General features: G+C 46.2%; 15 protein-coding genes. 9 read left to right on the forward strand and 6 right to left on the reverse strand.

From position 1 onward, the window contains the following. The first annotated feature begins 68 nt into the window (after positions 1-68). From celB to ACXHJ1_RS07745, 3 genes are all read left to right on the forward strand, one after another. Positions 69-1,397, forward strand: coding sequence for a PTS cellobiose transporter subunit IIC (gene celB, locus ACXHJ1_RS07735; RefSeq protein WP_016822629.1), 1,329 nt, complete (start codon positions 69-71; stop codon positions 1,395-1,397). A gap of 74 nt (positions 1,398-1,471) precedes the next feature. Then, positions 1,472-2,881 carry a glycoside hydrolase family 1 protein gene (locus tag ACXHJ1_RS07740; protein WP_031462474.1) on the forward strand — a complete coding sequence of 470 codons (1,410 nt, stop codon included), beginning with the start codon at positions 1,472-1,474 and terminating at the stop codon, positions 2,879-2,881. Positions 2,882-3,093: 212 nt separating this feature from the next. Next, positions 3,094-3,804: a GntR family transcriptional regulator gene (locus tag ACXHJ1_RS07745; RefSeq protein ID WP_016822631.1), complete on the forward strand. Its 711-nt coding sequence runs from the start codon at positions 3,094-3,096 to the stop codon at positions 3,802-3,804. A 98-nt stretch (positions 3,805-3,902) separates the two neighbouring features. Here the strand turns inward: ACXHJ1_RS07745 and ACXHJ1_RS07750 are convergent, their stop codons facing one another. Next, entirely contained in the window at positions 3,903-5,444 is a 1,542-nt protein-coding gene (locus ACXHJ1_RS07750; protein ID WP_457905886.1) for a family 43 glycosylhydrolase, read from the reverse strand. A 405-nt stretch (positions 5,445-5,849) separates the two neighbouring features. Between ACXHJ1_RS07750 and hmpA the strand changes: the two genes are divergently transcribed. Then, positions 5,850-7,079: an NO-inducible flavohemoprotein gene (gene hmpA / locus ACXHJ1_RS07755; RefSeq protein WP_457905887.1), complete on the forward strand. Its 1,230-nt coding sequence runs from the start codon at positions 5,850-5,852 to the stop codon at positions 7,077-7,079. Between the two features lie 108 nt (positions 7,080-7,187). Here hmpA and serS read toward each other — a convergent pair whose 3' ends face one another. Further along, positions 7,188-8,477 (reverse strand): serine--tRNA ligase, encoded by a 1,290-nt coding sequence (gene serS / locus ACXHJ1_RS07760; protein ID WP_457905888.1) that lies wholly within the window; start codon positions 8,475-8,477, stop codon positions 7,188-7,190. A gap of 720 nt (positions 8,478-9,197) precedes the next feature. Here serS and ACXHJ1_RS07765 point away from each other — a divergent pair. From ACXHJ1_RS07765 to ACXHJ1_RS07780, 4 genes are all read left to right on the forward strand, one after another. Continuing rightward, positions 9,198-11,750, forward strand: a complete 2,553-nt coding sequence (locus tag ACXHJ1_RS07765) for a DUF2339 domain-containing protein (protein WP_044786990.1) — start codon at positions 9,198-9,200, stop codon at positions 11,748-11,750. Between the two features lie 162 nt (positions 11,751-11,912). Next, positions 11,913-13,262 carry a sodium-dependent transporter gene (locus ACXHJ1_RS07770; RefSeq protein WP_016822637.1) on the forward strand — a complete coding sequence of 450 codons (1,350 nt, stop codon included), beginning with the start codon at positions 11,913-11,915 and terminating at the stop codon, positions 13,260-13,262. Between the two features lie 274 nt (positions 13,263-13,536). Further along, positions 13,537-15,483 (forward strand): acyltransferase family protein, encoded by a 1,947-nt coding sequence (locus tag ACXHJ1_RS07775; RefSeq protein ID WP_457906170.1) that lies wholly within the window; start codon positions 13,537-13,539, stop codon positions 15,481-15,483. Between the two features lie 201 nt (positions 15,484-15,684). Next, positions 15,685-16,641: a polysaccharide deacetylase family protein gene (locus ACXHJ1_RS07780; protein ID WP_107733715.1), complete on the forward strand. Its 957-nt coding sequence runs from the start codon at positions 15,685-15,687 to the stop codon at positions 16,639-16,641. 74 nt (positions 16,642-16,715) lie between these two features. Here ACXHJ1_RS07780 and ACXHJ1_RS07785 read toward each other — a convergent pair whose 3' ends face one another. The 3 genes from ACXHJ1_RS07785 to ACXHJ1_RS07795 form a co-directional block, all read right to left on the reverse strand. Next, positions 16,716-17,843 carry a glycoside hydrolase family 88/105 protein gene (locus tag ACXHJ1_RS07785; RefSeq protein ID WP_107733716.1) on the reverse strand — a complete coding sequence of 376 codons (1,128 nt, stop codon included), beginning with the start codon at positions 17,841-17,843 and terminating at the stop codon, positions 16,716-16,718. Between the two features lie 47 nt (positions 17,844-17,890). Continuing rightward, entirely contained in the window at positions 17,891-19,423 is a 1,533-nt protein-coding gene (locus ACXHJ1_RS07790) for an MFS transporter (RefSeq protein WP_457905889.1), read from the reverse strand. Between the two features lie 111 nt (positions 19,424-19,534). Continuing rightward, positions 19,535-20,884: a right-handed parallel beta-helix repeat-containing protein gene (locus ACXHJ1_RS07795; protein ID WP_016822642.1), complete on the reverse strand. Its 1,350-nt coding sequence runs from the start codon at positions 20,882-20,884 to the stop codon at positions 19,535-19,537. A 333-nt stretch (positions 20,885-21,217) separates the two neighbouring features. Here ACXHJ1_RS07795 and lepB point away from each other — a divergent pair, with 333 nt between their 5' ends. Further along, on the forward strand, positions 21,218-21,838 hold the full coding sequence (lepB, locus tag ACXHJ1_RS07800) for a signal peptidase I (RefSeq protein WP_025366156.1): 621 nt from the start codon (positions 21,218-21,220) through the stop codon (positions 21,836-21,838). 57 nt (positions 21,839-21,895) lie between these two features. On the opposite strand, the gene ACXHJ1_RS07805 is transcribed toward lepB, so the two are convergent. Beyond that, entirely contained in the window at positions 21,896-23,086 is a 1,191-nt protein-coding gene (locus ACXHJ1_RS07805) for a GTP-binding protein (RefSeq protein ID WP_457906171.1), read from the reverse strand. Between the last annotated feature and the right edge of the window lie 62 nt (positions 23,087-23,148).

Below are 23,148 nucleotides of genomic sequence, written 5' to 3' on the forward strand. Positions count from 1 at the left end.
GTGAATTTTGGGACATGAAATGCTTGCAACCCTATTGATGCAAGTCACTTCGCGGGGAGGAATAGGCTTTGTTTGAAAAATTAAGCCGGATACTGATACCTATTGCCGGTAAACTGAACAACAACCGCTATCTTACTGTACTGCGTGATGCATTCATGCTGTCATTTCCATTAACAGTTTTTGGCTCCATTATTGTAGTTATTATTAATCTGCCGTTTCTAAAAGGGTGGATGGGCGACGGCAATTATGCGACTTTTAGCAGTCTGCTGAACATTGCGCCTAATGCCACACTGAATATTATGACCTTATTTGTCATCGTCGGGATTGGTTATTATCTATCTCGAAGTTATAAGGTCGAGCCCATATTCGGCGGTATGATCGCGTTGGCCAGTTTCTTAATGCTCACCCCTTTTGTACTGACACAAGAAAGCGGTGCCACGATTGCTGGTGTCATTCCGGTGGACCGGATTGGTGCCAAAGGCATGTTCCTTGGTATGATCGTCGCCTTTATCGCGGCTGAGATATACCGGAGGGTGACACAGCGAAATTTTGTCATTAAAATGCCTCCAGGTGTTCCGCCAGCCGTTGCCAAATCGTTTGCCGCTTTGCTTCCGGCATGTATCACATTGGGCATATTTTTGATCATTAATGTTGTAGTTACACTGACCCTTCACAATAACCTGCATGATCTGATTTATCATGCCGTACAGGCACCGCTGGTGCATTTGGGCAGTGGTATTATACCTACATTAATTGCTATTTTCTTTGTTCAGCTTTTATGGTTCTTTGGGCTTCATGGTCAGATTATTATCAACTCGGTTATGGACCCAATCTGGAATACACTGGCACTTGAGAACTATGAAGCGTACTCCAAAGGAGCAGAACTGCCGCATATTATCACCAAGCAGTTTGTGGATATTTATACAGTAGGTATCGGTGGTACAGGTATGACATTGGCTGTTGTGCTTTCGATTCTGATCTTCCTGAAGAGTAAGCAATTGAAGCAGGTCAGTAAGCTGGCCCTTGGACCAGGTCTGTTTAATGTCAACGAACCCGTCATATTCGGTCTGCCGATTGTGATGAATCCGCTTATTTTTGTTCCGTGGGTCATTTCTCCAATGATCGTTACGCTGATTACTTACTTTGCCATGACTACGGGGATTGTACCGCCACCCAACGGGATACAGGTTCCTTGGACGATGCCGTTGTTCTTTAGTGGAATGATGGCTACGGGTTCTCTAATGGGAGGCATACTGCAGTTGTTTAATATGGCTGTCGTCTTTGTCATCTGGTTCCCGTTCCTGAAAATTATTGATCGGATGAACGTTCGTAAGGAGCAGGAAGAGGAGCTTAAACAAGCAGCCGTTGCAGGTAAGGATCAAACTGTTGGAATGTAACATGAATGAGCTGCTAGTGTAGTGGACTTGTTCTTTGCAAAAGAGAGAGGAGTAGAGCTGTGAATCATACCGAAATGAAAGATATAGAGCAGCAAGCCATTCAATACCGTTTTCCGACTGACTTCTGGTGGGGTTCCTCAGCTTCGGCTACCCAGACAGAAGGAACTGTGGAGGGAGACGGCAAAGGACCGAACATTTGGGATTATTGGTTTGAGCAGGAGCCGAACCGTTTCTATGACGGGGTCGGTCCTGCTGATACATCCCGTTTCTATACCCGTTACAAAGAGGATATTGCACTCATGAAAGAGCTTGGCCACAACTCTTTCCGGTTCTCTATCTCCTGGTCACGCCTGTTTCCGGCAGGGAAAGGTGAAATAAACCAGCAGGCGGTTCAATTTTATAATTCCGTTATTGAAGAGTTGCACCAGGTGGGCATTGAGCCGTTTGTGAATCTGTATCATTTTGATTTGCCGATGGCTTTACAGGAAAAAGGAGGCTGGGTAAACCGCGAGACGGTCGAAGCTTACGTGGATTACGCGAACACTTGCTTTGAGTTGTTCGGGGATCGTGTAGCCAAATGGTTTACGCATAACGAGCCAATTGTCCCGGTGGAAGGCGGCTATCTATACGATTTCCACTATCCCAATGAAGTGGATTTCGGTAAAGCTGTACAGGTGGGATATCATACCCTGTTATCGAGCGCCAGTGCCATTAAGGCTTACAGAGAAGGCGGCTATAAGGGCAAAATCGGTATTATTTTGAACCTGACGCCGAGCTATCCGCGTAGTCAGCATCCGGCAGACGTGCAAGCTGCTGAAATATGCGACGCGTTCTTTAACCGTTCCTTTTTAGACCCATCTGTGACGGGAGAATTTAACCCTTTGCTTGTGGAGCTGTTACGCCAAGAGGGATTTGTACCGAGCATGGAAGACGGAGATCGGGAAATTATACGCCAGGGTACTGTGGACCTGCTGGGGATTAACTATTATCAGCCGCGCAGAGTCAAGGCCCGTGAAAGTCTCCCAAATCCGGACGCACCTTTTGTGCCGGAACGATTCTTCGATTATTATGCCATGCCTGGTCGTAAGATGAATGAGATGCGAGGCTGGGAGATTTATGAGAAGGGCATTTACGACATTCTGACCAATGTCAGAGAAAATTACGGCAACATTGAATGCTTCATTTCAGAAAACGGAATGGGCGTACAAGGTGAAGAAAAATTCAGAGATGAGCAGGGTATGATCCGCGATGATTATCGTATTGATTTTATCCGTGAGCATCTCAAATGGGTCCAACGAGCTATCTCAGAAGGGTCCAATGTGAAAGGCTATCACTTATGGACGTTTATGGACAACTGGTCCTGGACGAACGCATATAAGAATCGCTACGGCTTTGTATCCGTGGATCTTCAGAACGAGGGTAAAAGATCCGTTAAGCAGAGTGGGTACTGGTTCAAACAAGTGATCGAAAATAACGGATTCTAAGGTAAGGTGGGGGGTGGTCCTTTGGACCGCCTTTTTTTCTTCATTGCTGAAAGGAAGCTGTGCTGTATACCGCTGGTGAGAAAGTATAATGTTCGGTATACTTACTATACCGTCATACCTTAACGTCCCGCCTGCAGAACAGAAAAACCAGCGCTACCGATATTTTGGTAAAATGCTGACATAAAACAATTTTTAGTACAGGTGGTAGACAGATGAACAAATACGAGCGGATTGCACAAGAGGTCAAAGAGCGTATTATGAATAAGACCTACTGCAGTGATGATCCCATCCCTGATGAGATCTCATTGGCAAAAGAGTTTCGTGTAAGTCGAATGACGATTAAGAGGGCATTGGACACATTGGTGATGGACGGACTGCTGAATCGTAAAAGAGGACACGGAACCTTTATCGTTAAATCGGTCTACAATGGCCCGGTTAATGTCGTTGTAAATGAAATGCTGGGGCTGACCAACGTACTGCGCGGGAAAGAAATCAAAAGTAAAATCATAGCCTTTGACGTTCAATTTCCATCCGAGGAAGTAGCGACTCATCTGTTTATTGACGTCAATTCTCCTGTATATCATGTGATCCGTCTGCGTGTTGTGGAGGGCGAACCCTATGTTATCGAGCGCACGTACATGCCAACGAAGCTGATTAGCGGTATTACCGAGGAAGTGTTGTATGGATCGGTGTACAAACATATTAAGGAGGAGCTGGGCCTTAATATTGTCGGTTCACATCGTACCATCCGGGCATCCAAGTCGACGGAACTGGATCGGGAGCATCTGGATTGTGCAGCAGATGACCCAATCTTGGAAATTGAGCAAGTGGGTTATCTGGATACGGGGATACCATTTGAATACTCATTCTCGCGCCATCGGTATGATAAATTTGTGTTCACCACAGTGAATCGGATGCGTTGAGCCAGTGAGTAAGAAACGGATGGTAAAGCACAAGCATGGCAGAAGAAGGCCTAACTGATGTGGGCACTCTCCTGCCATGTTCTTTTTAATGAAGCAAATTAATTGCCAAGCAATCTCACTTCATGCACCGTCGGAGTATACCAGTTGTTCGGATTATTGAATAGCGCTGCATTTACAAGATTGATTCGCACGTAACGGGCTTGAAAATTAACTTTGTCACTGGTAAAGCCGTATGCAGTATTGCTCGTACGGTCAATGGTGGAATAATGAACGCCATCCGTACTATATTCGATCTTATACTTGTAATATGCCTCAGATCCTTTGTACATAAACCATGAAATATCCACTTCGTTAATCGTCTTGGTACTGCCCAAATCCACCTGCCACCAAGCAGGCCAGGATGCAGATGTAGCCTTCCATGAGGTTTGGGGATTGCCATCGTTCGCCAGTGAAGCCGGGGAAGCAGATGCGGCTGAACTGGCAGTAGCTGTTTTGCCTTGCGCGTGATTCACAAGGGATGGCAGGATGACTGTGCCTGTAGCAGCATCCATATCCCAGCTACTGTACCAGTTTAGAGTAGCCGTTTTATTGGAGTCATTCAGGGTCAATGGCAACCAGATGAATTTGTGATCGCTCAGATTGAGCGGGTTCCAACGATCGCCCATATAGATGTAACTGGTTCCTGCGCTGCCTGTAATTGTGGCGATGGAGTGGATTTGCGAGCCGTAAGCCGCCGGATCACCGAAAGGCGACAAAGCAGACCAGCTTCCAGTCATGGAGCTGGCGGTTGCATAAGCACCCTGATTCGGATACCAGCCGGATGCCTGCGAGGTGAACAGGTAGTAGGTGTTGTTCTTTTTCACAACAGCAGGCGCTTCACGATAACCATTTTCAAAAATCCAGCCAACAAATGACTGCACGCCTGTATAATCGGCTGTCAGCTTGAAGATCGCCATCGTATCGTTGGCGCCGCCATTTTTACGTGAAGCTGTAATGAGGTAACCGCTACCGTCGGTATCCGTAAACACCGTCATATCACGGGACTCATAATTCAGCGGGCGGAAGCTGCCTTGATAGGTGAAATTCCCGTCAGGCGTATCGCTGGTAGCAACAGCTACGCGACCGAGTGAGTAGTCTGTGCCATTTTCATAGTGTGCCCATAGTACATATTTTCCGGTAGATTTGTTGTAAATGACTTTGGGACGCTCAATTTTGCTTGAATTCAACTCAGGGGCGGAATCTTTGGTGAGAATACTACTGCGGAAAGACCAATTTTTCAGATCGGTTGAGGTATATACGTTCACTTTTTCAAATTTCCAGTTCTCAGCGTGCTCGCCGTACCAATAATAAGTGGAACCTACTTTTAGGATATTGCCGCTGTTCGCCTGAATCGGGTTTCCTGCGGTGTCCTTCCAATCCGTTCCATTCGTAATGGCTGTGCTTGCTGTTGCACTCAAGGATAGTTCTGCATTAGCGGCGTCCAAACCATTCAGCGATGGGTTCATCTCGCTCCCATAGGTTGCTTGCGTAACGCCTGTTGTATTGGCATGTACTGCATCAGGTTGAAGACCTGCACCGACCACTGCGATTATAATACAAATCCATGGGGCTAACCATTTGCTGTTGTTGATCCACTTCACGATATCATCTGCCTCCCTAATATAGATAGGATGGCCCCGAACAGCTTGTCCGGTACCTCATCTACGATTCTATCTTAATTGGAAGCGTTTACAAGTGGAATAAATTGAAGTCTTTCGAATCATAAATTGGAATCGGTACTGAATGAAAATGGGAATGGTGGTTGGCTGAGTTAAAAGGAGCTTCTCTTTGCCTACTTGTGGATGTGCTATTATCTACACCGGGAATGTATATAATTGTGCGTTTTGTCATTGACACGTTCACATTATTTCAAATTTAAAGTGACTGGAATCACATAAACGGTTACTTTATGTGGGTATACTTGCTTTAATTGAAGGTTAACAAAAGGGAGCTATGTTGTAACGCCTTTTGTTCATCATTATTTTGGAGAAAAGAGGGATACAACAATGCTAAGTGAGCAAACCATTGCAACGATCAAATCGACTGTACCTGTTTTGGAGGTACACGGAACTACAATCACCAAGCGTTTTTATCAGATGATGTTTGAGGCCCATCCCGAGCTTCTCAATATATTTAATCATGCGAATCAGAAGCAAGGACGTCAACAAGGCGCGCTGGCCAATGCTGTATATGCGGCCGCACAGCACATTGACCGTCTGGAGGAAATTCTTCCGGTGGTACGCCAGATTGCACATAAGCATCGTAGTTTGGGGATTAAGCCAGAGCATTATCCGATCGTCGGGAAATATCTACTCGCTGCGATCAAGGACGTGCTGGGGGATGCGGCAATGGATGAGATCATTAATGCATGGGCCGAAGCCTATGGTGTGATTGCGAATGTATTTATAGATGTGGAAGCTGAAATGTACAAGGAGACTGAACAGCAGCAGGGAGGTTGGTCAGACTTTAAGAACTTTGTTGTACAGAAAAAGGTTAAGGAAAGCGAGCGAATTACGTCCTTTTACCTGGTGCCGCAGGATGGACAGGTGCTGCCTGCATTCGAGCCTGGGCAATATATCAGCTTGAAGATGGAGATTCCGGGTGAACATAATACTCATATCCGTCAATATAGCCTTTCTAGTGCACCAGGAAAACCTTACTACCGGATATCCGTAAAACGAGAGGATGCTGTAGGGTCTCGTCCAGCGGGCAAGGTATCTGTGTATCTGCATGAGCACGTGCAGGAGGGCGATGTACTATTGGTATCTGCACCGGCGGGTGACTTTACCCTGGATCGGACAGATCGCAGACCTGTTGTATTGATCAGTGGTGGAGTCGGGCTCACCCCGATGGTCAGCATGCTGGCTTCCTTGGTGGAAACTGCTCCGAATCGGCCCGTCACTTTTGTCCACGCAGCAGTCAGCGGAGATAACCACGCTCTGCGTAATGAGGTGGAAAAGCTGGTTGCCACACATGCACAGGCGGCCGTTCGGTGGTGCTACAGCAGACCAACCGAGCAGGATCGTCTAGCCCAGGCTTTTCACAAGGAAGGACGTTTGGATCTGGCCTGGCTGCAATCCGTAATACCGGAACGTAATGCGCAATATTACTTTTGCGGTCCTGTGGGATTCATGCAATCGGTATACGGCCTGTTGAAAGAGTGGAATATCCCTGCATCGGATATCCACTATGAATTTTTTGGCCCTGCTAGTGCATGGGAAGCAGAAGCGCAGTGAGACATTAAAAAAAGGCGAAGGATGGTTGTCCTTCGTCTTTTTTGTGTTTATGACTATGAGGAAATCCTACTCATTGGCTCTACGCTTCTTCAAAGTGTGCCCATATTTTCATGACATGGGCGGACGCAAAAATTCTATATGCTGCGGCATATACTGTCGTAAAGCTTCTGGAATGCGGATCGAACCGTCCTCTTGTTGGTGATGCTCTAGCAACGGGATCAAGATCCGAGGCGAAGCGACCGCTGTATTGTTAAGTGTGTAACAATATTGTAGCTTGCCGTCCGCATTACGGTACCGGATGTTGGAACGACGCGCCTGGAAATCAAGCAACTGGGACGACGAGTGTGTTTCGCCGTAAGCCTGTCTGCTAGGCATCCATGTCTCAATGTCCACCTGCTTGTAGGTTTTTTGCGACATGTCGCCTGTACAGACAGCCATCTTACGGTAGGGGAGCTCCAGCAGTTGAAGCAGATCTTCCGCATTGCGCGTAATCTCCTGAAACATCTGCTCCGAAGCTTCCAGACTCGCTTCACAGATGATGACCTGCTCCACCTTGGCAAACTGGTGCACACGATACAGTCCGTGCACGTCCCTTCCGGCCGAGCCAACCTCGTTGCGGAAGCATACGGATACCGCCGCCAGCCGAATCGGGTCTGTAACGTCCACAATCTCACCGCTGTAATACGAGACCAGCGGAACTTCCGAGGTGCCTACAAGCCATTGATCCTCCCCTGCGATACGGTACGTCTGATCCAGTCCAAGCGGGAAAAAGCCAGTGCTGCGCATTGCCTCAGAGCGTACCATTAATGGTACGTCCATCAGCTGAAATCCTCGTTCGCTCAGCAGATCAACAGCAAGCTGCTGTACAGCCCGGTGCAACGCGACCCCAGCTCCCGTCAGATAATAATTACGGGTACCGGCTGTTTTGACACCGCGAGGCACATCGATCAGGTTGTGAAGCTGGCCGAGCATCATATGATCCTTGGGTTCAAATCCAAAGTCAGGTATCGTTCCGACCAGTTCCAGTTCTATATTATCTTGATCCGACTGGCCTCGCGGCGTATCCGGGGATACGATATTAGGCATTAGAAGCAAGAGCTGTTGAAACTGTTGCTCTACTTCCTGTTGCGGGACTTCCAGAAGATCTAGCCGTCCGTTAATTTCTTTGACCTGCCGCTTAGCCTCATCCGCCTGTTCATTTTTCCCGGCCTGGATTAGCGCCCCAATATCCTGACTACACTGATTACGCATCTGGCGAAGCTGCTCCACTTCCTGAAGCAACTGCTTTCTCCGGTCATCCAGGGTTAACAGCTCTGCGACCGATACTTGTATTCTTTTATCGTCTGCCGCTCTCTGAACCTGCTCTTGATGCTCTCTAATCCACTTGATATCTAACATGACACCGCACTCCTTTTCGGATAAAAATACAAAAAGCGCCCTCATCCACACATGGGACGAGGAGCGCTTTGATCTCGCGGTGCCACCCAAATTGATCGGACAGCATGACAGAAGTCATGACTCTCCAATCCACTTTGCTCCGCTTTAACGGGCGGGTCCGGTTTACTTAGGAACATATCGCCATATCGTACACTAACGTATAATCCTTGGCGTAAACGCCTCCGAGTTGGATGCTCTTCACAGGCACAATGTCGTTTGCTTTTTTGTAAGTATACGAATTTTTGGCAGGTTAATCAAGGGCATGAGTCAGTACACTGGATTACTTCCTTTTTTCAACATGATCTTTCCAATAAAAATAAATACACAATGCGATTAAGATAAGTGGAAACAAGTGAAAAGCATCATTGTAACCTACAGAATGGCTGACTCTTAGAACGTATAAAATCCAAAACATGGACATGCTTGCGATCAAAGCTATAGTACCACTTACTGAATACATGTATATTTCTCCTTTCAATTTCGATTTCATGTTTGCGAAGGGGAAAGGTAGGCTTTATTTCTTATGTATTTCCATTCTACTTCATCTGTGATAATGAAACTGGAAGAATATTTAAGTAATAGCCTTAATTCAGCGTTCAAAATGGGCTATAGTCTCTATAATGCTATTTTAATTTCATGTAAAATGTAATGATTACCAAAACGACAGCGATGGAGGGGAACATGGAGGATTTTAAAGATCGTTTACATACGATCCGCCAAGAACAGAACAAGCTGCTCAAGGAGTATCAAACATTAATCGCAGATTACGAGGCTTCAGATATCATTTTGGAAAACGAGGTTCTGCGAAAAAAGTTCGAGGATTATCAGGCTCGCTGCATTCACTTGGAAGAGCGGGTACGACATATTGAGCAGGAAAATGGAAAGCTGCGTACTGCGCTGACGGAGCAGATGTTGAGCGAAAAGGCGAATATGATTCGCATTTCGCGGGAAAAGCTGGAGACCTATTTTGCTTCCAGAACCGCAGAAGGGGAAAACCGGCTGACATCCATTGAATATGGGGCTAAAAACCGGGTGGACCAGCTTATTCAGCAAACCACTCATGAGCTTAAAGAGGATCAGGATGAGATCGTCGCTAGACTGAGACTGTTCTCGGAGGAGATTCGTGACCGGATCATGGAGCAACGCAGGCGGTTTCAGGAAGCAGAGCGCAAATTGCTTCATCAGACGGAAAACGAGCTTCATCAGCTCGGGGAAGAAGAGATCAGCGAAGAAACGATGCAGAAGCGCATGAAGCAGAATCAGTTTGAAATGATGCTGGGATTGAACTGGATTAACAAGCTGGGGATTTTGCTCATTATCTTGGGTGTGGGAGCCGCTTTTAAATACTCATACTCAAACTGGTTTACAGGGAATATGAAGGGCGTTGCGTTCTTTTTGCTAGGAGCGCTGATGCTGGGCGCCGGCGAGTGGTTGTATCGCAAGCAGAAGCAGACCTTTGCGCTCGGTATTTTGGGCGGCGGTATTTCTGTACTGTACGGGTCCATATTTTATAGCTACTTTTTGCTAGAAATCATAGGAATGTATACAGGCATAGGCTTGTCCGTTCTAGTTACGGTGACCGCTGTGCTGTTGTCCTTAAGATATGAGTCTCGAACGATATGTTCCTTCGGTTTAGTAGGGGGATATCTTCCGTTGTTCTCCTATATGGCAGCAAACGGGCTGGAAGGAAACGCCGTGTATATCGCGATGGGCTATCTATTCCTGCTGAACCTGCTGATCCTGCTTGTATCCTTCCGCAAACGGTGGGTCATCGTGCAATATATCAGCTTTCTGCTCAATACCCCATTAATGGTTGTACTCGCGTGGTTATCAGAAAGCAATATAGCCAGCATGCTATATGCAATCATTACATTTGCGATGTATCTCGGGATGACACTGTGGGTGCCGTTCCGACTCAAAACAAAACTATCATGGCTGGATTTCTCCTTGTTGGCTCTGAATACAGTTGTGAGCTGTTCCGTTCTGTATTCTCTGTTCGGCGATGCAGGTCTGGATGATTACAAAGGATTACTGGCACTCGTCTTTTGCTTGGTGTATGGGGGCTTGGGCCAATGGGTACGGCGATATATTCCAGAGGAGAAACAAACCAAAATACTGTTTTATGCGACATCATTGACCTTTGCCATTCTCATGATTCCGTTCCAGTTTGGAGTCAGATGGTTGTCCATGGGCTGGTTAATCGAGGCTGTGCTTCTTACATTGTATGGACATCGCTACCGCTTGAAAGAATTGGAGCGTGCAGGATGGGGCATTCTAGGATTGTGTCTGGGCGCATTCTTTTTCATTGATTTCCCTATATATCTGTTGTCAGGCTTTGAGACAGATTATTTTGGGCTCAAATATACGCTCATTACACTGGGAATGTTGATCGTTACTGTCTTCTATGCGATTGAATATAGTCGTCCGAATGCTTTCAAAAACAATCGTTTGTACGAAATGCATATCATGCAAGGATTTAAGTATGTAGCTTTGGTGAACGTGTACCTCTATCTTTTGTACGAAGCTGGGCATTGGTATAACATCGTCGTATCCGATGAGTTTGCACATTACACCTTGTACAAGGTATTGTTGTTCACCTGCGTATCCCTGGTGTTAGCTTATTTCCTGCCTAAAGTGAAGCTGTTGTACGATCGGGTGATTAAATATTATAGCTTGGCATTGTACGTCATAGGCTACGCGCTGGCATTGGTGGTAACCGTAGCGATTCCAACCTTGCATGAGGATTATGCGCAGAATACGGCTGCTGATTACGTTGCGCTAATTGTACTGGTAGCCTTTAATGTACTGGTGTTCTTCAGCAGCAGGGACTTCCTAAACGCACTGATGACGCGACATTATAGAAGTAATGAGCTATATCCGGTCATTATGGGTGTATATTTGTTGGGCATCATTACCGCCTTTCTCGGAGTTCAGTTCCATCTGGGAGACGCAGGTCTTGTGTTCAGTCTGGTGTATCTGCTGTTGGCTATTTTGTATATTGTATACGGCTTCCTCAAGCGAGTGGTCTACATTCGCCGATTTGGGTTGGGATTGACCCTGCTATCGACAGGTAAGCTGCTTTTGTACGATCTACATCTGTTAACGTCAGGAAGTACGATTGTAGCCTATTTCTCCTTTGGGGTTGTATTGCTGGCCATTTCGTATATTTATCAAAAAGTATCCAATCGTATGGGGGAGACCATAATAAAGAAGGATGCTGAAGAAAAAATGTAGTTTTTTGTTGTATTGTGTAGATCCCGAACATTATGAAAATAAATCCGGTAATAGTGAAAAATTATGCATGACCTTACATCCTACTTACGCTATAATGAGAAAAAATTATTTATGTACGCATGCTCAAGTTTATGCGTAAGTAGAGAGAATGAGGGGGATACCATGAATTTGGGCAAGGGGCAGAATAACCTGTCTGATAAGAATGAACGCTTCTCGTCGGCTGGATTCATTTTGGCAGCGATCGGGAGTGCGGCAGGACTAGGTAACATCTGGAAATTTCCGTATATTACCGGACAATATGGCGGAGCTGCATTTTTCTTGTTGTTTATTGTCTGCTTGTTGCTTGTTGGTTTGCCTGTACTTTTAGCAGAGCTTGCGCTTGGTCGTGCAGGTCGAGGAAGTGCTGCCTCTGCAATGGTGAAAGTAGGCGGACATCCAATTTGGGGCAAGATGAGCATTATGTTTGTTATCGTGCCGTTTGTTATTTTGTCGTTCTATGCCATTGTAGGAGGATGGACACTGCATTATGCCGTAGAGGCATTTAGCGGAAGTCTGTTTTCGAATAATGATTTTGCTGGTCAGTTTGCTTCATTTTCCTCCGGCTATGCACCGTTGGTGTGGTTGTTAATTGTTTTTGCATTTACAGCAGTCGTGGTTACCCTTGGGGTATCGAACGGAATTGAAAAGTTCAATAAAATTTTGATTCCTGCTAAGGTCATCCTGTTGCTCGTGCTGATGATTAACGCTCTCATGCTGCCAGGTTCTGGTGCGGGTGTATCCTTCTTTTTGAATCCTGACTTTTCTAAGTTAAGTATAGAATCTGCATTGGTTGCTTTGGGACATGCCTTCTTCTCCCTCTCACTGGGGATGGGGATCATGGTCACATATGGTGCTTATGTAGATCGTCGACAATCGCTGGGTGGAGCTATGCTGGCAGTGGGTGGCGGGGATTTAATCTATGCATTTATCGCAGGTATGATCATTTTCCCTACAACCTTCTCCTTTGGTATTAACCCTGCCCAAGGACCGTCTTTGGTTTTTATTGCTTTACCGGCTGCATTCTCTGCCATGCCTTTCGGAGCTTTCTTCGGCGGTTTGTTCTTCGTATTGCTGGCGGTTGCAGCATTAGGCTCTATGGTATCCCTGCTGGAGGTACCCGTAGCTTATGTTATGGAGCGGTTCCGTTGGGGCCGGGTACGCTCGGTTGTCATCGTATCGATCCTGTGTCTGTTGCTGGGTGTCCCTTCTGCATTGTCGATGGGGTTGGTTCCAGAGTTAAAGGTGGGCGACAAATCTTTCTTTGACTTTGTTGACTTCACAGCGTCCAACATCTTCTTGCCATTGGGCGGCTTACTGATAGTTATATTCACAGGGTACTACTGGAAAACTGCTGGCGAGCATGCCAATCTCAAGCCTTTCTGGTTCCGTGTATGGTTGTTCGGCCTTCGGTATGTTGCACCGATCCTGATGTTGTTGGTCTTCCTTCATACTTCAGGGATCATCAAATTTTAATAGACACGAATTAAAAAAAAGGTATTTTCTTCCTAAGGGAAGAGATACCTTTTTTTGTATATCTATCAGTGGTTACCTAACTGTGGAAAGGAATGATATAATAAAAACATTGTCATTAATTTTAACTTCAATGAAATCATTACGATTATGAAGTTTTATATAATGAATGAAAAGGCTACAGGGCATCGCACAGACGATGTGCAGGAGAGGGAAAGGGCAGAAGAGCATTGAAACAGACAGAGAGTTCGAATTTGCAAGAAGGACGGCGGCTGAAATGAAGTCTAATCGGTTGTCGCCACAACGTCGTTATATGCCAGGTTTGGATGGATTAAGAGCACTGGCGGTCATCGCAGTCATTGTGTATCATTTGAATCCGGATTGGTTACCGGGTGGTTTGTTGGGTGTAGGCGTTTTTTTTACTTTGTCGGGGTATTTGATTACAGATATTCTAGTCAGTCAGTGGGATACATATCATAGTTTTAAAATGAAAGATTTCTGGGTGCGTCGTGCCAGAAGATTGCTGCCTGCCATGCTGACGGTGGTGGCTGTCATTGTCCTGTGCTCGTTGCTCTTCGATCCGTCACGACTTACGGCCTTGCGCGGAGATGTACCTGCCGCATTGGTGTATATGAGCAATTGGTGGTTTATTTTCCATCAGGTTTCGTATTTTGAAAGTTTCGGTCCTCCTTCTCCGCTTGGGCATCTGTGGTCGCTGGCGGTGGAGGAACAGTTTTATATCCTGTGGCCTTTACTACTGGCGCTTGGGCTGAAGTACATGCCCAAGCGTATTGTACTGGCCGGATGGGTGATTTGTCTGGCGTTAATATCCGCGCTCCTGATGGCCGTGATTTACGTACCGGGAAGCGATCCGAGCCGGGTATATTATGGCACGGACACACGCGGCTTCGCTCTACTGATTGGTGCGGCGCTGGCCTTGGTATGGCCAAGCGGCAAGCTGAAAGAGCATGCTTCTGCGAAGGCGCGCTTGCTTCTCGATGGCGTCGGTGCAATCAGCTTGCTGCTGCTATGCCACTGGGCGTGGGCCTCGAATGAATATGACCCAGCTCTGTACCGCGGCGGCTTGCTGGGGATTGCGGTGGTCACTGCTATTGTGGTTGCAGCATTGGCACACCCGGTGAGCCATCTCGGTCGCCTGCTTGGACGCAAGCCGCTGCGCTGGATCGGCGCCCGTTCCTACGGACTGTATCTATGGCATTTTCCAGTTATCACGCTAACGACACCTCAGGTGGATACCGATGGTGTGCATGTGATGCGTATCGTTATACAATTGCTGGCTACCATACTGCTGGCGTCTCTCTCGTATAAATATATCGAGGAACCGATTCGGCATGATGGATTCCGGCACTGGATTGCAGGAATTCGTTCAGCGGTTCGTCGGCAGATGCGGTGGAGATGGATCTCCACAACCGCAACAGCAATGCTTTGTATAGGTATTGGTGTGGGTACCGTTCACCTGTACGTGGTATCTCCTGACGCAACGTTGCAGGCAGCATCTAGTGATGAGCAGCCAATTGCCAAGGCAAAGGCGATGCCGCCGCTTCATGGAACGGTGTCCGTAGCTTCCAAGGAGCCTACAGCCACCAAGCCGCCAGGAGTCAAGGACAGCAAGGCTTCGTCCCAAACCCAGGCGCCTAAAAATACGGCAGTCAAGGCTGGTACTACGGATGGCGTTACGACGCAGACGGAACCTTCGACCACATCCCAACAAGCTAAGCCTATGACAGGCGATGGCTCTAGTGTGACTGCCATTGGAGACTCTGTCATGCTCGATGTACAGTCGTACATTCAGGAATCCTTCCCAGGGGCTGTTGTGGATGGACGGATCGGCCGCCAAATGGCGGAAGCGCCTGCTATACTGGAGCAACTGAGACAGAACGGACAGCTGGGCAAGACGGTTATTATTGAGCTGGGTACGAACGGCGCTTTCACCAAGGACCAGCTATCCAATCTGCTCGCCAGTCTGAAGGATACAAAGCATATTATACTTGTGAATACCCGTGTACCTCGGCCTTGGGAGAGCATTGTGAACAAGCATCTTGCTGAAGCTGCATCCCAAGACCCACGAATTACAATGATTGACTGGTATGCAGCAAGCTCCGGTAAAAACTCATATTTTGAGCATGATGGAGTACATTTAAAACCTAAAGGCGCTAAAGCCTATGCGTCTTTACTGGCTCAGGCCCTAACGAAGCAATCTTAATGAACAGAACCGCAATGATATTCATAAATTATGCAAATGCAAGATAAGAAACCACCGGGAGTAGGTTGTCCGTCCCCTGGTTGAAGTGCAACCTTAAACTTTCATCGGTCAAACCTCCCGGTTTTCCAATGTTCGTTGTAAGGTGCGCTTTCACCCTGCTCCGGTGGTTTTTCTTATTTTAGGGTGGAGGTACATAATCTAATGGAAAAGGGTTATTCACATAGTAGAACAAGAGAGCACCGCTTGAAGAGGAACAAAAGAAGGCTGATGCTGATTGCTATTGTATTATTTGTGGCAGGCTGCATTACTTTTATTGCAATAAAGGTCTCAGATAGCAAACCACATGCGCCGACTCAGGAGCTTGCTAAAAAAACAGATTCTGTATCCAAGGACTCATCCAAAGTTAAAGCCAGCGCAGGGGTAAACGATAAAGCAGCCTCTCCAAAAAATGATCCCGGTGTAGAAGACGGTGCCTTTGTTGAAAAATATTTAAATCAGCAAATGTTAGGAAAGATGCCTGATGGAGCCGATGGTAAAAAGGTGGCCTACTTATCCTTTGATGACGGTCCATCTGTGACGGTCACACCCCAAATATTAGACATTCTGAAAAAGCAAAAGGTCAAGGCAACCTTTTTTATTGTAGGAAAAGAAGCCAATGAGAATGAGCATACCCGGAACCTTATCAAAAGAATTGTCAAAGAGGGTCACGCGATAGGAAACCATACGTACTCACATAACTATAAGTATTTATATCCGAACAGACGAGTAAATACGGATCATGTTATGCAGGAGATCGAGAAGAACAATCAGGTTCTAAAAAGCATTCTGGGACCAGAATTCTCCACCAGAATGATCCGATTCCCCGGGGGGCACATGACATGGAACAGAAGAGATCCACAAGGAATGGCTGCTCTGGATAAGGTTTTACTTCAAAAGGATTACCATCAGGTGGACTGGAATGTATTAACGAAGGATGCAGAGGGAAGATCCAAGAAAGCACCCGCACTAATTAATCAGTTTATGAGGTCAGTTAAAGGCCGAGAAAAAGCGATCATACTCATGCATGACACTTATGGTAAAGAAGAAACAGCCAAAGCATTGCCGCAAATTATAGAATATCTGAAGAAACAGGGATATGAATTTAAAGTTATGAAGTAAGATATATATGAGAAAAGGACGGGGCTCATCGCCACCGTCCTTTGTGCTATTTAAAAGTACATAGTCCGCATCATTTAGATGCGCTCTGCTTCACCCATCGCCTGAATGAAAGCTCCAATACCTTTGGGATCGTTAGTTATAATCGGCTCGCTGATATAGTAAGCGAAGGTACCATCCCGGCGATCTTTACCACCTAGACCGCTTACTTGTACTGTTTTGTTCAGATTCACAAGTCCTTCTTCAGTAATCGTAATAAATTCATCAATAATACCTTTACGGGTGATTTCTGCTTCTTGGCGATAATGCTCTGGCAGATAACCTTTGCGAACACCTTTGGCCATAGCGTATAGAATCATGCAGGAGGCAGATGCTTCCAGATAGTTGCCTTTCACATGGCCCAGGTTGAGCACCTGATAAAAGACGCCGCTTTCTTTATCACGCACTTTCAGCAAGGCTTCCAGTGTTTCTCTCAACATATCAATCAAGACGGGACGATCTGCATGATCTTCTGGAATGTAGTCCAGCACGTCGACGAGTGCCATGACAAACCAGCCCATTGAGCGGCCCCAGAAATTTTTGGAACAGCCGGTTTCCGGGTTGCACCAATGCTGTTCCCGCTTCTCATCCCAAGCGTGATAGAGCAGACCTGTTTCAGGATCACGCGTATGCTTGTAGCATAGCTTGAATTGCAGGGTCACATCGTCAAACTCTGACGGATCTCCGAATTCGCGAATAAACTCAGCATAGAATGGGGCACCCATGTACAAGCCGTCAAGCCAAATTTGATACGGATAAATTTGCTTATGCCAGAATGCGCCCTCGCTTGTGCGTGGATGTTTTTCCAGCTGACTGCGTAATTGAAAGGCTGCCTTTTTATAGCGTTCATCGCCTGTGGCACGATACAGAGTGAAGAGCAGCTTGCCGTTATTCACATGGTCAATATTATACTCATCTACTTTATAGCGCTGAATCACACCATTTTCATCAACAAAGTGATCCATATGTTTTTTTATATATTCCATATACTTGGGATCGCCTGTCAGTTCGCCAACCCATTCCAAACCTCTGTAAATCACGCCATGGTCATATTCCCATTTTTCATAAAATTCCGGACTCCGTTTAATCACGGAATCGCTCATACGTACAGCCCAGGAATCTGTTTTTGTAGGATTTGTTGTTGGTTGCGATGTTGAATTTGCCATGATACAGTCACCTCTTCAGTAAAGTTTAATCTGTAATGTTATTGTTGTTACATAGACGGAGTGTGTGTCTTAGGATCAACGGGTTTGTTCTTAAAGCCCACATTATTGTTGCCCCAGCACCGCTCGTAGCTGAAGCCTGTCAGCTGTTCGAACACTTTGCGAGCCTCTGGCTTGGCTGATTTCATCGAGCCGCCGTTTTTGAGGCGGTCAATCTCGGCGATTAGCTTCTTGTGGCTGTCAATATCCAGCTTCATTACGACAGAAGCAATCATCCCGATGATCGCGAGAACGATCGTACCCACCACGAGTACATAAAAGATAGCGTGCTGAGCAGAGACTGGCTGACTTTCAGCTCCGGATACAAAGCCAAAGTGCTGTAACACCCAGCCGAGAATGAAAACGACAACGGCCCGCACCATTTTTCCGGCAAAAGTCATCATACCCGCATAAATACCTTCCCGGCGACGACCAGTTAACGCTTCATCCACATCGGCAAGGAACGTGTATTGATTCCAAGGGATGTAGTAGACTCCACCCGTACCAAGTCCCATGAACAGTGTGATGACATATAGCCACATCATCGTATTAGAGGCTCCCGTCATATAGAGCAAGCCATAACCTGCTACGCTAAAGCAAACGACGACGAGTGCGGCGATGAAAGGCATACGAAACCCTTTACGCACACAGAATTGGATGAAGAAATAGGTAGAAATCAATTGAATGACAGAGTTAAAGCTGTTCAGATTGGATACCATTTCAGAGCTTTGGAACAAGGAGAAAACAATAAAGTACGTAAAAGCTGAAGTAAACAGCCACTCAGCGGAAAAGCCGCCCAGGTACATCCCGAGATGATGACGGAACGTCTTGACCCGAAAAGTAGAGGAAATATCGATAAACAACTTTTTCATGGAATCTATAAAGGAAAGCGGAGCTTCACCTTCCAGTTCCTTTTGTAGTTCCTCACTTGGACGCTCCCAGGAGTTTTTGTACAAGAATGCCATGGCAATCAGCAGAATTGCTGCAAAAACGAGACCGGTATACAAGAAAGGCAGCGGAGAGTCTTTGCCGTACGCAGCAATAAAGCGACCAGGGATAAAAGCGGCGGCGAAATTCGCAATTTTACCAAACATGGCCTTCCATCCGGTCAGTCTGGAGCGTGCACCGAAATCCCGGGTCATCTCGGATGCTAGTGCTTCATATGGCACCATGACAGAGGTGTACACCAGTTCAAACAGCACGTACGTACTCAGGTAATACCAGAAGCCCAACCCATCTATCCAAAGCATCGGATACACGAGCATCAGCGGAATACCCATCATGATGAAAAAACGGCGTCTGCCGAATTTACGACCTAAGCGGGTTCGGTGAAAGTTGTCGCTGATAAAGCCCATGATCGGATTGCTGACCGCATCTATGATGCTGGCAACAGAGAAAATGGCTGCGGCCTGAACAGGAGACAGTCCGCAAAAGGTTGTATAAAAGTACATTAACCATGCACCGCTAATAGCAAGTGCACCACTTCCCAGCATGTTACCGCTTCCATAGGCAAGTGTATGTTTCAGTGTGATTTTTCGTTCCATGATCTGTTCACCTCATATTTTGTCTGGTTATGAGGACAATCACCGGTCGCTATATTATGCAGAATGGTCTAGGTTGGTAGATGGGCCAGGCGTCCTGATTAGGTGGGGCTTTTACCGTGCCCCTATATTTCCGCTCGGAGTACCCGAGCCAATCAGATCGCTTCCTTTGGCCAGCTTAAGGAAATCACCCAGCTGGATGGAACCGTCTGTACTTCGAGTGATGGAAGGCACGAGACTAACAAAGTCGTCTGCACTGGCTGTGAGACCTTTGGCATTCGTCGTTTTTTTGTTTTTCCACCAGACGTTAGAGTTATCTTGATCCGTACCACTTGTTTTATCACTTGCTGTTCCCTCGAAAGAAAGATTGTTAATGAACACGTGTTCACCCTTATCAAAGGCGAAATTGCTTTGTCCATTGTCCCATGAAGTATTGTTGGTCAAAGTAATGGTGCCAGGGTTGCTATTGTAGGTGAAACCGTGTTTTTTGTTTTGGAAAGCGATACTGTTTTTTACAATATGGTTGACCTTGATTTTGTCTCCACCCAGCTTAAAGCCGTTGCCGTCACTGTTCGCAGTAGACGTTCCATCAGAGGTTTGCCCGTTGTGATGGGCCACACTGTTCAAAATGGTTACGGCACCGATAGGGCCTGTTTCCGTTTTACTGTACAGATCCCAGCCATCGTCTACGTTGTACGCTGCCAAGCAGTTATCGAACACATTGCCTGATCCTACAGTCAGTTTAGCCGCGAAGCCATCGGCATCCTCGCCATTATCGGGATCGGCGTTATCGTGAGAGTAGGAATTCAAAATCAAATTGTTCGCAGGCCACTCACTGGTGGAAGCGTTAGGGGAGTAGCGTCCGAGTTGGAGCCCGGTATCCCGATTGTGGTGGGTCTCGACGTTTTCAATTCGGTTATTGCTGCCGCCAATATAGATACCGTTATCTCCGGCACCTTTGACTTCAAGACCTTTCACCAGCCAGAAGTCCCCGTTAAGCTGAAGTCCCCGATTAGCTGAACCAAAGGCCTGAGCAGAGAAATCAAGTACAGGTTTTTCACTACCGTAAGCGACTAATCCTTTGAGTGAGCCGTTATTGCCGTTATTTCCACGCTGAATTGTAATCGTTGAGGAGTAGGCGTATTTACCACCGCGCAGGTAGATGGTTTTGCCAGGAGCAATTTGTGTCAGTGCTGCTTCGAGGGTGGTAGGACTAGATATGGTACCCGGATTGGACACGTTACCATTTGGAGCCACATACAAATCGCCTGCCGCTAACGTGGTGGAAACAGTTGTTGAATCGGTTGCACTAACTGCCTCCTCTGTGAGTGTGGTAGAGGGGAGGTTGTTGGATGGAATATCCGCGTAAGCGGTTCCAATAAGACAAGAAGAAGCAAAAACAAAAGAAACACCGAGTCTTAGAGCGTTAAAGCCGTTTTTTGAACGATCATTCCGTTTAAACATGTAAATTCCTCCTTATCTGAGCTCATATTTTAAAAGAAGATAGCACATATAAAAGTCGCTCATGCTGTCTTTCCATTAAAAAAACAGGACACCTCCTGGGGGGACAGATTGATCTATCATAAGTCCAAAACGCTCTAAGAAGTATATGCACAGTGTAATATATGTTAACGTTTGCATCAACAGTTTTTTATTGTTTTTTTAATATTGTGAAAAAAAGTTCACACTTTTGTTTCAACTAAAAATACAGTTTTGCTAGACTGGGAAAATTTGATTATACTTAAACATTATACATATAATAGAAATGAAAACTGTGAGAAAAGGTGGGTTTAGCGCATGGAGAGCGGGAAGCATTTGACAAGTTCAACTTCCGAACCATTGCAGGAAAAGCGACCGCGAATGAACAAGGAGATGATCGATTGGCTTAAGGCAATTATTGTTGCCATTGTGCTCGTGTTCATTATACGTTGGCTGTTATTTGCGCCATTTATTGTTGAGGGAGCATCCATGGAACCGAATTTCAAAACAGATGAACGAGTGGTCGTGAATAAGGTGATTTACGATTTTCGTGACCCCAAGGCAAGTGAGGTGGTTGTATTTCATGTAAAAAAGGAACAAAAGGACTTTATTAAGCGTGTGATTGGAGTGGCTGGAGATACGATTCAGTATCAAGGTGATCATCTTTATGTGAACGGTAAGAAAGTAGAGGAGCCGTACATTCAAGAGGCTATCCAAGATGCTCACGCCAAGGGAGAATTATATAACAATGTGGACTTTCCAAACGGAACCATAACCGATTCCAAGGTTCCTGATGGGTATATTTTTGTAATGGGTGACCACCGCAATAATAGTAGGGATAGTCGTGCAATTGGTTTTGTTTCCATCAAGGATATTGTCGGACGTGCGGATGTGATCTTTTGGCCGATCGATAACGCGCAATGGGTTAAGCATAAATAAGGCCAGAGCGCCTAAGATGGGAGGTAGTTGCTCACTTTAGGCGCTTTTTCAAACTCATTATATGTTTTTCGTAAACGGGTCAGGTAACTTGCGCCAGTCCTGTTCCATTTCTTCAGGGGTTAGCAGTGTCTCATCTAAGCTACGCTCGATTTCTTCCCGGTTCATATCGATACCAATAAATACGAGTTTGGTAACCCGGTCGCCATATTTCTCATCCCAATCGGGTGTTTTTTCAAAGTTTTCACCGAGATAGTATTGTCGTTCTTCTTCAGTCAAAGCAGACACCCATAGTCCTGCGCGTGCGAATTGTTTGGAGCTACCCGCCTGACTGAATGTAAAGGCAGTACGGTTTTGCGTGGCGAGCCACACTAATCCCTTGGAACGTACAACCTCAGTAGGCCATTGAGCCAGCCATTTCAATAAACGTTCGGGATGAAATGGGATTTTGCGCTTGTACACAAACGAAGCAATGCCATATTCCTCTGTCTCCGGTACATGCTCATCCTTGTTCATTTCCTGTATCCAGCCCGCAGCCTGACTAGCTGTTTCAAAATCAAAGCGATGCGTGTTTAAAATCTCCTTTGGGTCCACTCTACCGTATTCGGAACGGATGATTTTGGCGTTCGGTTGAATGCCGCGTAGTGCCTTTTCCAGTCGTTCGAGTTCCTCTTGCGATACCAGATCGCATTTATTAATGATTAGCACGTCACAAAATTCCACCTGCTCTATGAGCAGATCAACGATGCCGCGTACATCCTCTGCCGCCACTTCCTGCCCACGATCCTTAAGGGAGTCTCTAGAGTAGAAGTCTTTCCAAAATTCTGGCGCGTTCACGACAGTGACCATTGTGTCCAATCGGGTCAGCTTGGTCAAATCAATTCCATTTTGCTCATCTACATAACTAAAGGTTTGGGCCACTGGAATGGGCTCACCTATACCTGTGGATTCAATAAGAATATAGTCAAACTTTTTTTCGAGCGCCAGTCGCTCTACCTCTTTTAATAAGTCTTCACGCAAGGTACAACAGATGCAACCGTTGGACATTTCCACCAGCTTCTCATCCACACGGGATAATCCTCCACCGTCGCGAACGAGATCAGCATCCACATTAACCTCACTCATATCATTGACGATGACAGCTACCCGTAAGCCTTCCCGGTTGTTCAGTACATGGTTCAGCAGTGTGGTTTTGCCGGAACCGAGGTACCCACTTAGAACCGTGACCGGTATTTTCTCATCTCTTTCCATAGCGTTTGCCAACGTAATCACTCATCCCTTCGAAAGTTTCATAAAATGTTGACTGTGCAGTA

Source organism: Paenibacillus sp. ALE2, assembly GCF_054113385.1.

Bases quoted from the DNA above. Each gene is read 5' to 3' on its own strand.
- ACXHJ1_RS07785 (WP_107733716.1), bottom strand. From the start codon at position 17,843: ATGGCAAATTCAACATCGCAACCAACAACAAATCCTACAAAAACAGAT.
- hmpA (WP_457905887.1), top strand. From the start codon at position 5,850: ATGCTAAGTGAGCAAACCATTGCAACGATCAAATCGACTGTACCTGTT.
- ACXHJ1_RS07775 (WP_457906170.1), top strand. From the start codon at position 13,537: ATGAAGTCTAATCGGTTGTCGCCACAACGTCGTTATATGCCAGGTTTG.
- ACXHJ1_RS07770 (WP_016822637.1), top strand. From the start codon at position 11,913: ATGAATTTGGGCAAGGGGCAGAATAACCTGTCTGATAAGAATGAACGC.
- ACXHJ1_RS07805 (WP_457906171.1), bottom strand. From the start codon at position 23,086: ATGGAAAGAGATGAGAAAATACCGGTCACGGTTCTAAGTGGGTACCTC.
- ACXHJ1_RS07790 (WP_457905889.1), bottom strand. From the start codon at position 19,423: ATGGAACGAAAAATCACACTGAAACATACACTTGCCTATGGAAGCGGT.
- serS (WP_457905888.1), bottom strand. From the start codon at position 8,477: ATGTTAGATATCAAGTGGATTAGAGAGCATCAAGAGCAGGTTCAGAGA.
- lepB (WP_025366156.1), top strand. From the start codon at position 21,218: ATGGAGAGCGGGAAGCATTTGACAAGTTCAACTTCCGAACCATTGCAG.
- ACXHJ1_RS07780 (WP_107733715.1), top strand. From the start codon at position 15,685: ATGGAAAAGGGTTATTCACATAGTAGAACAAGAGAGCACCGCTTGAAG.
- ACXHJ1_RS07795 (WP_016822642.1), bottom strand. From the start codon at position 20,884: ATGTTTAAACGGAATGATCGTTCAAAAAACGGCTTTAACGCTCTAAGA.
- ACXHJ1_RS07765 (WP_044786990.1), top strand. From the start codon at position 9,198: ATGGAGGATTTTAAAGATCGTTTACATACGATCCGCCAAGAACAGAAC.
- ACXHJ1_RS07745 (WP_016822631.1), top strand. From the start codon at position 3,094: ATGAACAAATACGAGCGGATTGCACAAGAGGTCAAAGAGCGTATTATG.
- ACXHJ1_RS07740 (WP_031462474.1), top strand. From the start codon at position 1,472: ATGAAAGATATAGAGCAGCAAGCCATTCAATACCGTTTTCCGACTGAC.